18 protein-coding genes and 1 pseudogene are annotated in these 18,188 nt (G+C 33.9%); 5 read left to right on the top strand and 14 right to left on the bottom strand.

What is annotated here, in order from left to right:
* The first annotated feature begins 608 nt into the window (after nucleotides 1-608).
* Genes BLV35_RS18075 through BLV35_RS18065 form a run of 3 tightly spaced genes read left to right on the top strand, consistent with a single transcriptional unit; the run spans nucleotide 609 to nucleotide 2,452 of the window.
* Entirely contained in the window at nucleotides 609-1,376 is a 768-nt protein-coding gene (locus tag BLV35_RS18075) for a ParA family protein (RefSeq protein WP_091093527.1), read from the top strand.
* Between the two features lie 4 nt (nucleotides 1,377-1,380).
* Nucleotides 1,381-1,806: a DUF3408 domain-containing protein gene (locus tag BLV35_RS18070; RefSeq protein ID WP_091093525.1), complete on the top strand. Its 426-nt coding sequence runs from the start codon at nucleotides 1,381-1,383 to the stop codon at nucleotides 1,804-1,806.
* A 7-nt stretch (nucleotides 1,807-1,813) separates the two neighbouring features.
* A complete protein-coding gene (locus BLV35_RS18065; RefSeq protein WP_091093522.1) occupies nucleotides 1,814-2,452 on the top strand; it encodes a conjugal transfer protein TraD in 639 nt (212 codons plus the stop codon).
* A gap of 244 nt (nucleotides 2,453-2,696) precedes the next feature.
* Here BLV35_RS18065 and BLV35_RS19775 read toward each other — a convergent pair.
* From BLV35_RS19775 to BLV35_RS18025, 9 genes and pseudogenes are all read right to left on the bottom strand, one after another.
* Nucleotides 2,697-3,362, bottom strand: a pseudogene (locus BLV35_RS19775) (NADP-dependent oxidoreductase); the annotation flags it as partial.
* Nucleotides 3,363-3,906: 544 nt separating this feature from the next.
* Complete coding sequence (locus BLV35_RS18055; RefSeq protein WP_026977718.1) at nucleotides 3,907-4,575, bottom strand: FAD-binding oxidoreductase; 669 nt, start codon at nucleotides 4,573-4,575, stop codon at nucleotides 3,907-3,909.
* Between the two features lie 31 nt (nucleotides 4,576-4,606).
* Nucleotides 4,607-4,828: a hypothetical protein gene (locus tag BLV35_RS18050; RefSeq protein ID WP_026977717.1), complete on the bottom strand. Its 222-nt coding sequence runs from the start codon at nucleotides 4,826-4,828 to the stop codon at nucleotides 4,607-4,609.
* A 19-nt stretch (nucleotides 4,829-4,847) separates the two neighbouring features.
* Entirely contained in the window at nucleotides 4,848-5,591 is a 744-nt protein-coding gene (locus BLV35_RS18045) for a PRC-barrel domain-containing protein (protein WP_091093519.1), read from the bottom strand.
* A 100-nt stretch (nucleotides 5,592-5,691) separates the two neighbouring features.
* Nucleotides 5,692-6,243, bottom strand: coding sequence for a ferritin (locus BLV35_RS18040; RefSeq protein WP_091093516.1), 552 nt, complete (start codon nucleotides 6,241-6,243; stop codon nucleotides 5,692-5,694).
* A 191-nt stretch (nucleotides 6,244-6,434) separates the two neighbouring features.
* On the bottom strand, nucleotides 6,435-6,602 hold the full coding sequence (locus BLV35_RS19350) for a hypothetical protein (RefSeq protein ID WP_176980657.1): 168 nt from the start codon (nucleotides 6,600-6,602) through the stop codon (nucleotides 6,435-6,437).
* A 375-nt stretch (nucleotides 6,603-6,977) separates the two neighbouring features.
* A complete protein-coding gene (locus tag BLV35_RS18035; RefSeq protein ID WP_091093514.1) occupies nucleotides 6,978-7,223 on the bottom strand; it encodes a hypothetical protein in 246 nt (81 codons plus the stop codon).
* Nucleotides 7,224-7,268: 45 nt separating this feature from the next.
* Complete coding sequence (locus BLV35_RS18030) at nucleotides 7,269-8,420, bottom strand: baeRF3 domain-containing protein (protein WP_091093511.1); 1,152 nt, start codon at nucleotides 8,418-8,420, stop codon at nucleotides 7,269-7,271.
* 204 nt (nucleotides 8,421-8,624) lie between these two features.
* The gene (locus BLV35_RS18025; protein ID WP_091093508.1) at nucleotides 8,625-10,007 is read right to left on the bottom strand and encodes an NAD-dependent succinate-semialdehyde dehydrogenase; all 1,383 of its coding nucleotides are present in this window, start codon (nucleotides 10,005-10,007) and stop codon (nucleotides 8,625-8,627) included.
* 805 nt (nucleotides 10,008-10,812) lie between these two features.
* Here BLV35_RS18025 and trhA point away from each other — a divergent pair.
* The gene (trhA, locus tag BLV35_RS18020) at nucleotides 10,813-11,460 is read left to right on the top strand and encodes a PAQR family membrane homeostasis protein TrhA (RefSeq protein ID WP_091093505.1); all 648 of its coding nucleotides are present in this window, start codon (nucleotides 10,813-10,815) and stop codon (nucleotides 11,458-11,460) included.
* A gap of 346 nt (nucleotides 11,461-11,806) precedes the next feature.
* On the opposite strand, the gene BLV35_RS18015 is transcribed toward trhA, so the two are convergent.
* From BLV35_RS18015 to BLV35_RS19410, 5 genes are all read right to left on the bottom strand, one after another.
* Nucleotides 11,807-14,062 carry an FUSC family protein gene (locus BLV35_RS18015; protein ID WP_091093502.1) on the bottom strand — a complete coding sequence of 752 codons (2,256 nt, stop codon included), beginning with the start codon at nucleotides 14,060-14,062 and terminating at the stop codon, nucleotides 11,807-11,809.
* Nucleotides 14,063-14,408: 346 nt separating this feature from the next.
* Nucleotides 14,409-15,404 carry a sterol desaturase family protein gene (locus BLV35_RS18010; RefSeq protein ID WP_091093499.1) on the bottom strand — a complete coding sequence of 332 codons (996 nt, stop codon included), beginning with the start codon at nucleotides 15,402-15,404 and terminating at the stop codon, nucleotides 14,409-14,411.
* A 326-nt stretch (nucleotides 15,405-15,730) separates the two neighbouring features.
* Nucleotides 15,731-15,925, bottom strand: a complete 195-nt coding sequence (locus BLV35_RS18005) for a hypothetical protein (RefSeq protein WP_074723812.1) — start codon at nucleotides 15,923-15,925, stop codon at nucleotides 15,731-15,733.
* Nucleotides 15,926-15,936: 11 nt separating this feature from the next.
* Complete coding sequence (locus BLV35_RS18000) at nucleotides 15,937-16,257, bottom strand: HPF/RaiA family ribosome-associated protein (RefSeq protein ID WP_074723813.1); 321 nt, start codon at nucleotides 16,255-16,257, stop codon at nucleotides 15,937-15,939.
* 24 nt (nucleotides 16,258-16,281) lie between these two features.
* Complete coding sequence (locus BLV35_RS19410) at nucleotides 16,282-16,800, bottom strand: hypothetical protein (RefSeq protein ID WP_217643732.1); 519 nt, start codon at nucleotides 16,798-16,800, stop codon at nucleotides 16,282-16,284.
* Nucleotides 16,801-17,882: 1,082 nt separating this feature from the next.
* Here BLV35_RS19410 and BLV35_RS17990 point away from each other — a divergent pair.
* Nucleotides 17,883-18,188 carry a DUF4134 domain-containing protein gene (locus BLV35_RS17990; protein ID WP_026977701.1) on the top strand — a complete coding sequence of 102 codons (306 nt, stop codon included), beginning with the start codon at nucleotides 17,883-17,885 and terminating at the stop codon, nucleotides 18,186-18,188.

Genomic DNA, 18,188 nt, shown 5'->3' with positions numbered 1-18,188 from the left:
TCGAGTGCCTCAAAACACAACTTGCTCTGTTCTGGTGAACAGATAATCCGTCCGCCTGTCGGCAGGACAGATTTAATAGAGCAGGGAAAAACGGCTTAAGGCCGTTCCAGTTCTTGTTTGAAATTCGATTTATGGCCTTCATTTTTTAATCTGTTTTGTCTTTTTACAAAGTAAGACATTGATTGGTTTAGGGTTATGCTTAAAGGAATTGCCAAACCGTGTCAATAAAAGCCAAGAACAACCACAATGTTAAAAGCACTTATATCGCTCTGTTTCTTTGTACTTATAAACAAACAGGTATACCTAGTTAGCTATGTACGTAACAACATAATTACATAAGTATCACTATAGAAAAGTACAGTCATACAGTTATAAATAGAGATAGATTGAACTAGGTAGTTATATGATTAAGAACTTCTGCGGATAAATATTCATGGCATTGCCTACAGATATACATACATAACGCAATGTGCAGATATTTTGTTAACGGCCTACTTAACTACATAAAATCATAGATAAAGAGGTACAGACATATTGCTCTAGGTATCTATTTAAAGAAATACAAATGCAAGTAAATACCAATATAAATAATTAAAAACAGTGGAACTATGAATGCAAATCAAAACACAAAATTTATCGCTTTTTCTTCTCAAAAAGGAGGTGTCGGAAAAAGTACGTTTACGACATTAGTTGCAAGTACATTGCACTATCGATTAGGTTACAACGTAGCCGTCTTTGATGCCGATTTTCCGCAACATAGTTTGATTAAAATGAAATCTCGTGATCTGGCTATGGTTATGGAAAATGAGCATTTGAAAAAACTAGCCTACAAACAATTTACCACCATCAACAAAAAAGCCTATCCCATTCTACAACACAAAGCGGAAAGCGTATTGAAGGCTGCTCAGGAATTTTTAAATACTTCTGATATACCAATTGATGTTCTGTTTTTTGATCTCCCTGGAACGGTGAATACTCCTGGTATTCTGAAAGCCTTGGCCGGAATGCACCACATTTTTACGCCAATTACGGCTGATCGTTTGGTTATGGAAAGCACACTCATTTTTACGCAGCTATTGCAAGATGTAATTATGAAAAAAGGAGCAACTTCTATAGAAACGATTAACCTGTTTTGGAATCAGGTAGACGGTAGAGAAAGTACGCCTTTATACAAAGTTTACAACCAACTAATTGATGAATTGGGTTTAAGTTTAATGCAAAGCCAAATTAAGAGCAGCACTCGCTTTCGTAAAGAAAGTGAAGAACATAGCAAAACTGTATTTCGATCTACTGTAATGCCACCTGATGAACGTTTGATGAAAGCCTGTCAGTTAGATCAATTTATAAACGAATTTTTAAAAATCATTCAATTATAGAGTTATGGAGAAAGAAAGCAAGAAAAAAAGTACTCCCGAAATCAACGAAGAGTTGATGATGAACTTGATGGTGGATGGTATAAAAAAAGAAGGTTTACAAGTTCCAATAGAAAAGGAAAGGGAAAACGGGAATTATAAAGAACCTCCCAAAGAGAAAACCATGATTAAGGAAAAGAGTAGGGGGAAACGGGCAAGCGAAGGGGATTACGAAAGTATCTTTTTCAAAAGAATTGACACCAATGCACGTGACGGAAAAACGGTCTATATCAGACCTGATTTCCACGAAAAGCTTTCCCGTATTGTCCAGGTGATAGGCGAAGACAAGATCACTATTTATGCTTATTTGGATAATATGCTAGATTACCATTTTCAGGAATTTGGTGAGCAGATTACCAAGAGTTTTAACGATAAATACAAACCCATTTTATAAAGAAGTTATGGAAACAGTAATCGTAATTTGCTTGCTGATCATTATTGTACTGCTGTTACAAGACAAAATTGTAATTAAGAAATATCAGGGACAAAAGCCAGTACAAGAAAAAAACAATCCAAAGCTTCCTGATATTATGGGACTGCCCAAGCCTCAAAGAAGCCTTGCTGTGCCAAAAAACGACAATGAAAGTCAAAAGCTAGAGCAGGAACATAAAACGGATAATTTTGATATTGAAATCGGCGAAGAAAAAGTTGATTCACAAATAGCACAAGAAGAATTGGATGAAGTTTTTGGAAATGTACCTGATTTTGAGGATGAGGATGAGGAGGAAGAATGGAATAGTTGTGGAATATCTGATGGTGATAACGGTTTTGCCCAAGGGGTTACCTTTGAAGAATTAAGTGCTGTAGGGATGTTGTTAAAAAAAGAGAAACTGAGACCCTCTCAAAAGGAAACAGCCGCAGTCCTACTTCAGAAAATACAAGGAACCGAATTATTCGACTTATTGGAAAATTCTATAGAAGATGCTTCTCAAAAAATAGCCAAGCTGCTTGACGGTACACTTTCTTCAGAGACGGATTCTGGTTCTTCTATTTTGCATAAAAAGGATTTGAAAGATTTTGATATTGGGGAGTTTATTTAGGCTCCCCAATATTTTTCAGAATCTTAAATAGTAATTTAGTAATATTTAATTACAAAGTAATTCATAAAGATTTCAGTCAACCTTCGTTTTCAACTCTAAGTATTTTATAATCTCCGTAACCCTTTCATTATTAAGTACATTATTTCATCTATGTTTTTGCTACAAAACAATATTTTATTTTCCTCAATGCTAAGTTTATTTAATTCCGATAACTTATTAAGATTGAATTTTAAAAACTCTTCTTTGGACCTACTATCGTAGTCACTTTTCCACCTTCTTTAATGATTTCAAAAGCATCAAAGGTGTACTCATTCCTTAAAGTGTCAAAAACAATATCCAAATTGTTTGCAACCTCTTTATAATCTTCAGGTTTATAATCGATTACTCGGTCAGCACCCAAAGCTTTGACCCAGTCTACATTTTCGCTGCTGGTAGTCGTATATACGATAGCTCCTTTAGCTTTAGCATATTGAATTGCAAAGCTACCTACACCACCAGCCTCAGCATGAATAAGAATTCTATCATTCTCTTTAATGCCAACGCTCTCCAAGGCTTGTATTGGTGTAAGTGCTGCTGCTTCTTCGAAAGAACTATTTTTGGTTTTTTTAGTAACTAGGTCACTATTTACACTTACAAATTCTGCAATAGTACCCATTTTTTCTTGTGGCACTCTGGAAAAGGCTTCATCTCCTATTTAGAAATTGTTTACATCTGCACCTTTCTCAACCACCACACTACATACGTCAAAACCTATTGCGCTTGGTAAGTTTAAAGAAATCATCTCTTTCAGTTTACTTTCTACCATTTTGTAATCGATAGTATTTAACGAAGTTGCTTTAACTTCAACTAAAATATCATTTTGTTTTAAAGAAGGTTTTTCGATCTCATTGATGGATAAGCTGTCTTTAATTTTACTTTATTTCACGATTTGTAGTGCTTTCATGTAAATTATTATTTATTATCTAGCTTTTAGTTTTCTAAAAAACTATCGATTAGCTAGCTTAACATCTTTATTTAGATAAGTGTTCAGAAGCTCTTCCCAAACATCAACCGTGTTATTTTCTAATCTTTATCTTTACAATTAGATCTAACAGTATGTTTTTTTATTTTGCGGAATCTCATCTATGATTGCCAGGTGCCAAATGACCAAAGGATTCAAGCTATGAGAACTAGTTGAAATAAAAGACTGAATAATAGTGTCTTATCGGAATGTAAAGTGCCAAAAGTATTTTTTTCATCAAGATATTAACCAATATTTTCAGAAAAAAATAAAATAAAAATTAACGCCATTAGGAGACAAAATATGTTTTGGGTTATTGTCGTTTTTATGTTTTTTTTTCATGATTTATTGCTATCGGATGCGTTTGTATCGTACACAATATGAATTTAAGGAGATTTTTATATAATTCTAAATTCGAGAAAAGAACATAAATAGTTAAAGACGTTTTAACAGATTATTTCTCAAAAACTACTGCATCAGTTTTCGCTCCTAATTGGGCGAGTGCTTCTGAGATGGCTGTTACAAATTGTGGTGGACCACAAACATAGAAGTGCTGTTTAAAGTTATCTATTTTTTCTTTTAGAAAAGTATAGTCAATCCTACCATTTTCATAACCCTCTTTTTTTTCATCAGTGAGCGTGTTGATGAAATTCTTACCGAGCATTTCATTAAATTCTTTTTTCAGAATTATATCACTTTCGGTCTTGTTTGTAAAAATGAGTTTATTGTTAGCAATTTTTTCATCCGCTTGTAACTGCCGCAAAATTGCAATGAATGGTGTGACACCTGCACCACCAGCAATGAATACCCCTTCGCCTTTATATTCAATTGCGCCCCAAACATCACGGATGATAAGTTCGTCACCGTTCTTTAATTTTCCCAATTCTTTTGTAACTCCGTTATGACTATCATAAATTTTAATTGTAAATTCTAGATGTTTATTATCATTTAAACTAGTAAATGTAAAAGGTCGTTTTTCATTTTTAAGTGCAGGAGTATTTATGGACACCTCGGTTGCCTGTCCCGGTTTGAATTTGAAACCTTCTGGCTTTTGTATTGTGAATCGCTTTACATCATGCGTTACTGGCTCTACTGAAATTATTTTTACAATATGATTATCCATGGTGTTTATTTTTTAAGGATTAGAACTATACTCAAGAATTAGGCAGTCCTTTCAAACGAATATCAATTCTTTTTTTCTTAACGGTTAATCGCTTCATTACATCCATTAAGGTTGCTTCTTTTGTCTTCTTATAGATCTTGTTGATTGCTAATACAAGCCGTTTTGCTTCTCTTGAAGCTGTCACTCTATCACTATTAGACATATGACTCATTTTAGCTTTTTCAAAAACGGCTGCTTCTTGTAAAATTTCCATAATTGTTATTTTATTTTTCTTAATAGTCATTGAGTGAATGCTCATATGAATCGTTAATCGGTTGCGAAGAATCATACTTGGGACTGTTTTTCACCTGCTCCTTTGAGTGATTGATGGTAACTTTTTGCTCCTGCCATTTTACCTCTTTAATCCAATGTGGAGAAATGATCACTTTTTTTCCCGAAAACCAGTTGCCGGTTTCCACAACAAGAAAATTGATTTTCCAGGTTACATTATCAATTATAAAATCTTCGACTTCGCCTATGTCACCGTCCGTTGCATGAATAGCATACCCTGTAACTTCACGTGTACTTCGCAGATGCGGTTTGTCATTAGTATGTTCTTCTGCTTTCCTTTTTGTCAATTTCTTTTCTGTCTCTCTTACTTCAACTAACGGATATCCCCACATGCCTAACCCCATGTGTCCGTACATTCCGTTTCCGTAGTAGCCGGGCCAAGCGTAGTATCCACGGATCAGCTCTTCCTGTTGTTCTGAAACAGGTTTGTCTGTGTCAATATCAGGACTGTTTTTTATTTTTTCCTGCGTAAGATATACAGATAATGTTTTTGATTCGCTATCCAGTTTTTGAAATGCTTCGGGCGAAATCAAAACTTTTTTTTCGGAAAGCCATCCTCCCGTTTTTACCACCATATACCGTATGGTTGAGGTTTGGTCATCAAAATAGAAATCATCTACTTTTCCAATTTCACCATCAGTTCCTTTAATGATGTAGCCTAATAAACTGTTTATACTTCGTTTCATATTATTACTTTAATTATTTGGTTCATTACTAGGATTAAGCAGGCTTCATCCGAACATTAATTCAAATCATCAATAAAAACCCAAGCCTTTAACCTGTTTATTAGGGATTAGTAGTGGTAGCATCTTGAGCCATACTTACCTCACCAGACCTTTTTTCCAAATCTTTATCTAATAGGTATAGTGCATCACCGTTTGCTTTTTCACCGCCCACAATTTTAATTTTATCCAGTAAAATGCTGGCAAGATTTTCTTCTTCAATTTGTTCTTTTACGAACCATTGTAAGAAATTCCATGTAGCCCAATCTTCTTCATCGAGTGCCATTTTTACCACTTTATAAATGGATTTTGTATTATCCACTTCATGTTCAAATACTTTTTCAAAGCAATTATTTACACTGACAGGATCGGTTGCAGGTGCAGGAATAGCAGTAACTGTGGCTTTTGCACCTCTGTTTAATATGTATTCGAGTATTTTCATCATATGGTTTCGTTCCTCTGCTGCATGACGGAAAAGAAAATTTGCGATGCCGCTGAATCCATTGTTATCAGCCCATGCAGCGTATGATAAGTATATTTGGGAAGCATGTGCTTCTTTAGTCATTTGCTCATTCAATGCGGTTGTGAGATTATTTGAAAGTCTATTCGTTTTCATAATATTTTTTTTAAATAATTTTGCTTTTCTAAGTACTAATAAGGAAAAACGTGATATTTTTCAATTTTTCTCATCGATATATAGTTTCTTTTCCTTCTGCATACTTTTTGAACCTTAATTAATATCTGTTATTTTACAGGGTATCTTATTCTGTAATTTTGTGCAATTAAAAGACTTTTCGTGTAATTACATCAAAATAAATCGATAGTAAATATAATAAATCCTATGAAGCAAAGGGCTATTATACCGGCAATGATATAGACAGTAACTTTTGTCAATTTATTTTTTTGAAAAATATAGTTTCGTGTTTTATTGTTTTCTTCTTTTACAAATTTAAATTCTTCTTTTCCTTGTTTCATATGTTCCTGTTTTTAATATTTTAATTTAGCTTTCTAGTTTAAACTTGTAAGCCTGTTTTTTTTTAAACTTCTAATTATTCATCACTTTATTTTTCAAAAAGTGGTCGCTTGATTCTAAAAAAAAAACTGTTTTACTGAATTGTCATTTTATACAAATAAGCAAAGATATATGAGGTTCTCATTGTCGAGTTTTATAGGTCAACCTCTTTTTTTAGTTTTTACTGTCGTTTTGTATTTATTTTTTCGCTTAAACTTCTGGAGAATATTTTATTCTAAGGGCAGCAAATTCATAAGCGACACAATACTGTATCAAGACACGTCTTCATTTTTTCTATGTCTTTATCCACGGAGTTTTTAGCGATGTCTATATGGTATTTAGCGATTAAAGGGGTCTTTATGGCTCATAACGGCTAAAGGTTGCATCCTCTTTGGGCGCGCTTCTAGTAAACTTCTTCTATCATTTTTACTATCTTGATAGCTACTTTCGTCTCTGAATTTTACTTCTAATCTAGTTCTATGTTCACTGATCCTATCGAAAGCATCTTTTATTATAGCTTTCAAAGTTTCTCTGATCTCTTCAGTTCGTGAGATATTAAAATCTGTTTCTAGTAAGATTTTCATTTCTAGTATTTTTTAGTTGTTTGAATTAGCATTATTTGCTTGATTTTAATAACGAAACAGACCGGCAACCCCTGTTTTCGTAGGCATTTTTTCATGTGGAATAATCATTACTTTGCCGCCCATTTTTGTTACCAGTATGCCCAAGTCATCCAGCAAATCATCCACTTCTGGATTGGCCAAATCACCTTTTTCAATGCTGCCTGTCTCGTTTATTATCTTGCCCGGAATTTGGAGTTCTGATTCAATTAATAGTGTATCCACCTTACCGGCTGCCGCAGCCACAGCTACTTCACTTATATTATCACTTGCTGTATCTTTTGATTTTGCCTGATGGTACTCATTACAAATTTTGGCGATATTTTCATTATAGTAAGGCTCCATAACTTTCCAGGCATGTTTCACCAGCTCATCCGTTTCTACAGACTTTGGATTCACATCAATACCGCTTGGAAGCAATGAAAGATTGTTGCTTACCTTATGAAAAAGATTGTGGTGCTCTGGTAATGCAGCCAGTATAAGTGGCAATCCGGATGGACCGGAATAGTTATCATTAATCGTTTTTGCGACAAAGCGAAAAAACTTTTCGGTATCGATATCCGCTTGATCTGATTTCCCACCTTGCCCGTGATGCATGTTGCTGGTTTGGTTACCTACACCACCATAAGATGCAACAGTGGTATGCTTATCGGTTAAATCATAACCCAATGCTTCATTTATATTTTTTGGAGTGTCTGAGGGAAGCTCCAGTTCTGTAAGTGAATGCCTATTTCCTTCATAAATTTGATAATCATGTAAGCTTAAACCTAATACATTGTAACGCTCCACTGACTGCAAATATCTGCGAAGTGGTTTTGTATGAAAGCTGTTAGCCACAACGGTTAATTCTTTTACTGGTACGGGTAAATTTATAGTTCTGAACGTATCAACTGTACCAAGTACAGCCAGTCCGTCTAAGGTATGTCTCCAAAACTCTTTATTACTTTCAAGCGCTACAAATGGCTCCAGCAGTATTTCAACTTCTGACTCTGAATGTTTTTGGAGTAGGGAATTTTTTAGGTTTTTCAACAGATTTTTAAATAGTATCGGATCCCGGAGATTGTTAGGATGGGCACGGTGCGTGGGCATATATAGTGATATGCAGCTTCCTTCATTCACACTTAATAATTCTGGCATCATGTCTTTAGTAAGTAAATTCATATAGTTTTGATTTATTAGTTGTTAAATAATTATTTACATTGTTTTATTGATTTGTCAAATACATTGTTTTATTTTCATGAGGTTAATTCATTTTATTTCTTTGAAGATAGAGAGAAAAATATACAAAGTATCTAAATTATAGTTGCTAAATATTTAACATGTATTGAGTATTTAATATCAGGTTTTTCTAATTTATTACTTTTTTTAAAATGGATCATTTAGTCCACTTACACGAATTAGTTTTTTATTTACAAACTCTTGAATTCCTAACTCTGATAGTTCCCGACCGAAGCCTGAATGCTTTGTTCCGCCAAATGGAAGATCTGCTTGTGTCCAAGTGGGATGATTGATGAAGACCATTCCTGTATCAATTTGATCGGCAATTCTTCTTCCTCGTTGAATGTCCTGTGTAAATACAGAACCTCCAAGGCCATAATTGGAATCATTGGCTAAATCAATGGCAGCTTGGTCGTCTTTCACCACATAGAATGAGGCTACAGGTCCAAATAATTCTTCATGATAAGCAGCAATGCTAGGTTTCAAATCGGTAAGTATGGTGGGTTCCATAAAGGCACCTTCACGATCTGCACGTTTACCGCCCAATAAGACTTTTGCACCTTCATCAACAGAACGTTTTACTTGATCGGCTAAATGAACTGCGGCTGCTTCACTACTTAAAGGGCCTAAGTCGGTAGCGGGATCCATTGGATCACCCACTTTCATTTTTGATAACTTATCCTTAAACTTTTGAATAAATTCGTCGGCTATTGCTTCCACGGCAATGAACCGTTTGGAGGCTATACAACATTGACCGTTGTTATTCATCCTGCCTACAACTGCCCACTCAACTGTTTTTTCCATGTCGGCATCTTCCAGTATAATGAACACATCATTACCGCCTAGCTCTAATACAACCTTTTTCAAATGTTTTCCGGCTTCCATGGCAATACTTGCACCAGCTTCTTCACTTCCTGTTAAGGAAACACCTTTTATTCTTTTATCAGAAACCAATGCTGATGCATGTTTGCCTGTAATAAATAAATTGGTATATAATCCTTCAGGTGCTTTTGCTTCTTCGAATAGTTTTTCGATAGCAGCAGCACATTGTGGTACTATGGATGCATGCTTAAGTAATATGGTATTGCCCACCATAATGTTAGGAGCTGCAAAGCGTGCTACTTGATAGTAAGGAAAATTCCATGGCATCACACCTAACAATACACCGATAGGGCTATTTCGAATTATAGCTTCTCCATGTTCTGGATCAAGTACTTTATCGGCAAGAAAACCTTCTGCGTTATCGGCATAGTAATCTATTATATCAGCACTCAAGTCGATTTCTCCTTCTGCTTCGGAAAGGAGCTTACCCATTTCTAAGGTGATAGTTTTGGCAAGTTCAGATTTCTTGATTCGCATGAGTTTAGCTACTTTATGTAGTAAATCAGCCCGTTGCTGGTAGCTCGTTTCTTTCCAGTTTATATAAGCTAGATGGGCTTTCGCCACTTTAGCATCAACTGCTTTCTCTGTCATTTCTTCGAATGACTTCACTATCTTGTTTGTGTTTGGATTAACTGTTTGTATGGACATATTGACTCGTATTTAATTACATAGTCTGCGGAAATATTCCGCAACCGTTTTGAACTCATTTCCAAAAGAATACATCAAGTTCATTGATCTAAATGGATACACTACAATTTTCATGTAGGACTTTAATGCGATTTTAGTGAAGGTAGTGAATATTACCAGTTGATACTAATTAATTATCAGATAGTTATATAGTTATCTTATCTACAAATTCGATTGGTAAAAATTATTGTGACGTAAAGTTACTTGTGATAACGGTTTATGCTTTTCTCATTTCTAGCGGTCTGTTGTGAGTTGATATTCTCTGCACTTGCTGCTAAAGTTTGATATCTGCTGGTTTAATTTACAACCCAGTTTCAACAACAAAAAAAAGAATTAAATGTATTCAAATTGTATTTCGTTAAAGGCCTTGCTATTCCTTGTCTAAAAAAAACAGGTTTAGGACTAAATTTCTAATGTGTATACCTATATTATTATCAATTTTAATTACACCATTTTTTTTTTAATTCAATGCGATAGTGTTAAGGGAAAAAACGATATTGATCCAGTACTTAAATTATTTTTTACTTTGATTCTGGTCATATTAAGTTTTTCGGTAAAACGGTATTTTTATTTTATATAAAGTACCGACCTATAAAAGAAATAAAACAAAATTTTCTTTGAAACTATTACAAGATGAAGGCCTTCTGAAAATAAAATAGATAGTAATAAAACGGTAAATTATATAGCTAATAGAACTAAGTTAGGAATAGATTTGAGTAATTTTACAAAAAAGGGTTAGAACAATAAGCCTTATCAAATCAATTTTATGCGAACTCAGAATTCAAATATAAAAATCAGGCAAGAACTAGTAAACAGTATCGTACATGGTTTTGGAATTATTTTTGGTATCGTAAGTATTCCTATCCTAATAGCATTTGCCATTAAAAGTGATAACACTTCTGGTATTATTGGTGCGGCTATATATGGTTTTTGTTTTTTACAACTTTTTACTTTTTCAACACTCTACCACGGAATCCAGCATGCTCAGGCAAAACGCACACTTGAAATCCTTGACCATATCAGTATTTTTTTCTTGATAGCAGGTACTTACACTCCGTTTTTACTTATGTATATGTATAATTCTTTTGGGATTACTTTGCTATCTGTTTTGTGGGGGCTTACGACAGTGGGGATCATTTTTAAGATTTTTTTTACAGGGAAATGGAAGGTTTTTTCAACGTTAGTTTACATAGCAATGGGTTTTATTATGATTGTTGGCGGACGTACTTTCTTTGAAAGTATTCCCTTCAATATCCTCACTATGATTTTAATTGGATGTGCGCTTTACGTCATGGGTGTTGTCTTTTACTTATGGAAGAAATATACTTACAACCATGCTGTCTGGCATTTTTTTGTGCTCGCAGCTGCGGTTTGTCATTACGTTGCCATTTTATTAGCAGTCGAGTCGAATTGATTCAAAAAATGAGTAGGGTTTATAAAAAAACAAAAGGCGCAACTTTAAGGATGGCAGTAAAGAGGCTGACTATAAAGAAATGAAGAGTTGATATTTGATTAGAAGGAGGTACGAATTCCCGGATATGACAAACCAATTAGTAGAAAGCTTGCGTTTAAAAAATATTAATAAGGTAATTATTTTTTATCTTTTGGTAATTCATTTTTTAAAATTGGAAACTGACTGAATTATAAAGGATAGTGCCTAATAGATGCCATTGACAAGTTCCAAATTTAGTTCGTGAGTAAGTGCTGCAAGTAATAATATAAGGTACGTTGGGAGTATTTCCTGAAATTTAATAAAACCACTACTGATCTTCTATAATCGAGGAATGGTAGCGTTCAGTTGCTTTCTTTAGATTTTCTGAAAGGGAAATTAACCAGTTCATGTGATTGGTAATTAAATAGGCTTCCTGTAGACTATGAAGTGTATCTGTATCTAATGCGGTGTTACCTTGTCTGATGTTTTCATCTCGAATATTAGATAATTGCTGGTATTTTCCCAACAACTTTTCTTGTGCATCTTCAACAGTTTCTTTGTCGACTTTTTTCTTTATGTGAATGTCGTCTAAAGAATCGAAAGACATCTGTAGGGTATTGGAAATCTTTTTGATCAGTACATTAAATTCTATAGATGCAGGAGTAGTTTTATGATTGCTGATAAAATTTCCAATGGACGCAATGGCTGAGGTCATTGTCTGGTTCAGCGTTACAATTTCATAAATCAATTGAAATTCTTTCTGTTTCGATTTTGGGTCTTGGGTTAATCGCTGGAAGGAAGCATTTAAATTACTGATGGCAAGAAATGCTTCTTTCCTTGCTACACTATAGGAGAGTTTGTGTTTAGAGGGATTTTGATATAACTCTTGTGTTGCTAATAGATATATCTTGTTCATTTTTAAAGCATTCAAAAGAACCTGTTTTAGATTATTGGCTTCCCAACTGGGTAAAACTAAATAATTAGCTACGACAGCGATAATGGCTCCAATGATGGTGTCGATGACACGATATTGAATCACTTCAAAGGCATTAGGATTTATGAATGAATACAAAAAGATAATACTAATGGTAACTAATGCGGCAGCAAATCTATAATTCTGCTGAATCAATGAAAACGCCAATATAAAGGAAACAAATGCCAGTACTGCATAGACGACTTGATTATGAGTAAGCAGCACAATACCTACGGCAACAGCAGCCCCAATGAGTGTGCCAATGATACGATCTTTAGAACGCTCTTTAGTCAAACCATAACTAGGGCGCATGATCACAAGGATAGTCAGCAAAATCCAGTAGGTATTTTGAATCTCAAAAACAATACCTAACACATAGGCAAATACAATAGCAATAGTAAGACGCAACGAATGTCTGAACATTGTAGAATCCAAACTGAAATTCTGAACAAGGACGTTCAGTCTGTATTCCTGCAGCGTTAAAAACTGACTCGAATCTTGTCTTTTTAAGGAAACTTTAGAAGCCTCTTTCACATTGGCCATTACACGTCTAATAATCCTGATTTCTTGAAGTAGTTGTTCTTGGTAATCGTATAGATTTTTTAATACCAAAGCACCTTCTCGGGCTTCAGGTAATTTAACGGTTTCAATGTAATTTGTAATCGATTCGTTAGCTTTTGATAAGGCATCTAATAGACTATCTTTATTTGGTATGTTATCATTTTGAATCAGTAATTCCGACAAACGTATGAGATGGTTTCCCATTATTTTACTCAGCGTTATCGAAGCTTTTAGAAATTCTTTACGCTTGCCAAAAATGGCATCTATCATTTTATAATCCAAATGTTTCGCTTCTATCAATTCGAATATATTGATAGAGGAAAGTAAAATCAATAATTGCTTTTCTTCATAATGAGAACGTCCAGAACGTTTACGTGCGGTAAGCATTGATTCTCTAAGTGTTTCATGCTTTTCATTGATTTGATTTTGAAGGACACAGGTTTGTTTAAGGTGTTCGTCACGCTTGGTTTTCTTTGTCAATAATTTAGCTCGTAATTTTAGGTACTCACCGGTAAGGAGAAGCGTATCTGACAATAACTGATTCTGATCTTTTACAGGGGTAAGTTTTTGGAAAATAAAGGAAACGAGCAGATACCAAAGACCACCAACTCCCATTAAAGCCACCTGAACAAAAATTTCATGTGCTGTTTCTTTTTGAATGGCAAATGATATAACCATTGCTAACAAGCCGGAAAAGGATACTAAAGATGCTCTAAAACCGTAAACCGAAATTAGCGACACGATAAACGTAATTGCAGTAAGCGCCAGCAACAGTAGGGGGAGGAAAGGTTTTGAAAATAGGATTATAGTTGTAATAACCATTGTCAACCCGATACTGATTAAAATGGCATTGACCTTACGTTTGAAGCTTCCTGGAATGTCGCCTGGCGCATTTAAAAAAGCACCCACAACTATAGCTGGAGCATATTTAAAATACCCTAAAAAATAGAGTACCGCAAATGGCACAGCAATCCCAATTCCAATCCGAATTGCTCGGTCCAAACGGGTACTTTTTAGAAACAATTCTAGTTGTTTGAGTTTTTCTTTCAAGCCTATTTAAAATTTGATTCTAAAATTAGGATAATTGAGCGGACGAATTGTCTTGTACCTTTATTTTAGTGGGTTTTTAATTGGTGAAATTAAAAAAAAAATTATTGTAAAATGGCAGTATAAAGATATTTATATAACTGTTGTTTTTCTCATTATTGCCACGCTCCGGCTCTCCTTGGTGTTCGTTTCCCGAGGAGTTCGCTCCCGAAGAAAGATGTTTCGCAAAGTGTTCGTGTATGGCTTGCATTCTTGTATTATAGACAGCAAAAAGCGATGTAGGTATAAGAAATTCGATAGGTTTTCGGGGATAATTCATAAATACTATGAATTTGGCAAGTAGTTGGCATTAGTTTTTCATATTCCATGATTGACTAATGGTGCTGTTTCTTTCCTTATCAATATTATTTATTTTTATAAAATTAACATCCGTCTTATTTGCTTTTTCAAACTCCTTTAAATGAATAGAATTGAATTTAGCTTTAACAGTTTCTAATTTAGAGGGACTTGTAAATAGCATTGCATAAGCTTCTTTTAAAGAGCGACTATTTATTACATCTAAGACGATGTCCTTCCATTCATGAAAATTTAAAGTAATGGGGTTGTATGAATTAATTGGTGTAGTAATGCCATAAACTGTTTGCTCTTCCTCTGCTTGAAAAGTTCCAAATATTCTGTCCCAAATAATAAGTGTTGACCCAAAGTTCTTATCCAGGTATTTATCATTTGTTGAATGATGCACTCTGTGATGAGACGGTGTAACAAAAATATATTCAATTGGTGCTGGTAATTTTCTAATATATTCGGTATGAACCCAGAATTGATAGAGTACTTCGATTTGATGACATATAAAAAAAAGAACAGGATCAAATCCTATTAAAACTACAGGAACAAAGAAGATAAATTTAATGTGTTGTGTCCAACTCAACCTAAAAGCCACAGACAAATTATATTTTTCTGAATTATGATGAGTAACATGAGTTGCCCACCAAAAACGATTAACATGTGTTAATCTATGGGACCAGTATCTAGAAAAATCTAATGTAAGAATGCAAAGTATATAGGCCCACCATACAGTTGGAATACTCCACGGAACGAGATTATAGAAAAATAATATAATTCCGAAAATCCCAATTTTTAAAAATGCTGAGATACCAATATTTACAAGCCCTATAAATGTGGCCGATACAGTGTCTAAGCTATTGTAGTATTCTTTTTTTTGAACAATTGTAAGAATCCATTCTAAAGCAACAAGCAAAATCAGTGGAATTGCTGCGATTTGGATAATATTCAGTCCAGCTAGTTGCTCTAACAGCATTTCCATCGTCAAAGGATTATCTTTCATATAGTGAAATTATTAGGGAGCTATTTGTTGTGGGAGCGCGTCCAATTTTTTTTAACGTTTCAAGCTGAGAAACTAGTTTAAACTAGCTGTTAGACTATTCTGTTTAATGAATAGCATAATTTTTCGCTCTTTGTTTTATATAGTTAGAATCAAAGCGCAAATTTTTATCTTATCTGATCGAAGACTTTACAATTTGCAAGTTAGTTTTTTAAACTTTGGTTCGATCCTTAATTTTTCATAAAATTATAGTGAAGGGATCTGCAATATTAATTAAAACTAAAAATTTGTGCTGTTGTATTGAGTCTTCTACAGTTGTATTTTTTGCATCAAAGTTGTTTTTCTATTTTAATATTGGCTCTTCCATCAAGCTCTTCTTTCAATAAATCTATATTTTCGATACAAATGTATGGGAGCTGATGGAACAAAGAGAGAGGTTCACCGGGCTGAATTATTTCATTTATTTTGGCAAGTTCTATGATAATGTTTTTAATTAATGGTAAAGTAACATTTCTATTTTTCATGCCTTTAAATTTTATCTTTCACGATTTTTCATTCGTCCAAGAATGGTCTCTAACGATATTTTCACTTTATCTATGGCACCTGAAACAGCATTTTTGACAGTATCGGCCTCACAGGTAACCGCTATTGGATCTCTGCCTTCTATTCTTGCTTCTAGTATACATTGTATATCATCGTGTCCTTCTTTTTTTTCGTTTTCGTCTGATAAATGTACTTCTATACGGCTAATATGCGATTGAAATCGGTTTAGCTTTTCGGTGATCAAGGAAGTAAAATAGTCTTCTTGATTTTCGGAACCAGAGATTGTTTTGTCGGTGTTTATCTGAATTTTCATAATTGTATTATTTTAGTTTATATACTATCCTTTGTCTTCGTCTAAATCGTTGTGGTTGTCTCCGCCCAAACTGTAATAATTGTTTTCTTCGTCTTCGCTTCCCACATTTTCTTGTTGGTCGTCTAGCTCTGAACCTGGAACATCTAAATCAGCACCCGTTTTCACATCTTTAAAGTCCTTTTCGTTCCAAGTACCTTCCTTTTCATTTGGTGCTTTCTTTTTGGAAATATCTTCTGGATTCAAATCCTTTTCTTCCTTCAATTGTTGATAAATATCTTCAGATGGCGGATAGATATGTAAGTCTGCATACTCAGGTGTTTTAGGAACTTCTTTAGAATCAGTTTCATCATGCGTTTTAGCATATTTACGCAAAATATCTTCTAAAGAATTATTATATTCTTCAAGGCTTTTGATAGTTACTTCCTCACTCTCCGAATTGTTGTCGGGCATTTCAATTATAAACTTTGACAGTTCAGGATATTCTTGTTGAATCGTGGTAGTAATCTTTATGATGCTTTGTTCTAGTTCTTTTTTAGTTTTCATTTTCATTTTTTTTATGATTCATAATCATACTTGTTTACTACACGTAAAATTAACGTGCAGCTAAAGTAAATCGTTAATTTAAGTCTAATATATTTAAATCGCTGTACTACTAACAGATAGTTTTTTTCTTAAACCAATATTTTAAAGGTACAAATTTTTAACTTCTTAAACTGTTCTTTGCATTATTTAAAGATTTAAGTTAAATGCTTTTAACATAGTAACTTCTTCATATTTATTAATATGAGATAGGTGCTTCAGTTTATCTCCTTTTAATTAATCAATTTTTTCAAAATGAGTTGTTAAATTATTCGAATTACCTAATACATCTTTATTTAGTTTTTGGCTACTAAGCTTCAACGTTATATAAATTATATTTTAGCGTATTTCTTCTAAACTAATTTGCTTCCTTTTCCTTTGAGATAGAATTTCAGATTTTGCTTGGTTTTTAAATGCATAACCAATCAAAACTCCTGTAAAATAATATTTATTACATTGAAAATTCAAAGTGCTTTCCGTAAGATATGTAATAGCTAAATCCGTCTAATTAGGTCGTTTGCTGCTGTGATAGTTGACCCCATTGATTTTCCAATTGAATTAGATTAGTTTCTTTTAAATATTTATTTAAGCTAATTAACTTCCTATATAGGGTCAGAACAATCAAGGAGAGTTAAAATCCTACTTTCGTCAACAAATGTTAGATATAGCTCACAAAATTTAATGATTCGCGTATCTGAAACTTTTGGAAAACTCCGTAGTAACTGCTTCTGGATTTTTCCCTAGATGGATATATTTTTTTACTCATTTGGTAATTCCTCTTCAGTGCTTCAACTATTGATGAAGTGCTTTAATTTATGTCAAGAAAATCTAGGAATGCATATCCCTACTATCCTCAAAAGTATCCATTGTTTTGTGAGTAAATTAAGTAGATTTTGAAAATATTAAGTTATTTACTCGGATTAGTCAAGCAATGCCAAGAAACTCCAATGACTTCCTATTTAAAATAATATTATCTATCCCATAAGATATTTGTCCATAAATCCTGCAAAGTGCAAGGGTAAAAGATAAAAAAATCTATTTAAATCATGGAAAAACACAGAAAAAAAGTAGTGTTGATAGCAGTTATAATGCTGTCAGCTTTTGGTGTATTTGCACAAGGAAATGGTACTGCAGGAATCACGGAAGCGACTCAAATGGTAACCTCTTATTTTGATCCTGCTACAAAACTCATTTACGCTATTGGAGCAGTAGTGGGGCTCATTGGCGGGGTAAAGGTGTACAACAAGTTTAGTAGCGGTGATCCTGATACTAGTAAGACAGCGGCGAGCTGGTTTGGAGCTTGCATCTTTTTGATTGTAGCGGCTACTGTTTTACGTTCCTTCTTCCTATAA

The organism is Flavobacterium gillisiae, assembly GCF_900107635.1.
Classification (GTDB): Bacteria; Bacteroidota; Bacteroidia; order Flavobacteriales; family Flavobacteriaceae; genus Flavobacterium; species Flavobacterium gillisiae.
Note: the sequence above shows the minus strand (reverse complement) of the source record. Positions and strands in the feature narration are given on the sequence as shown.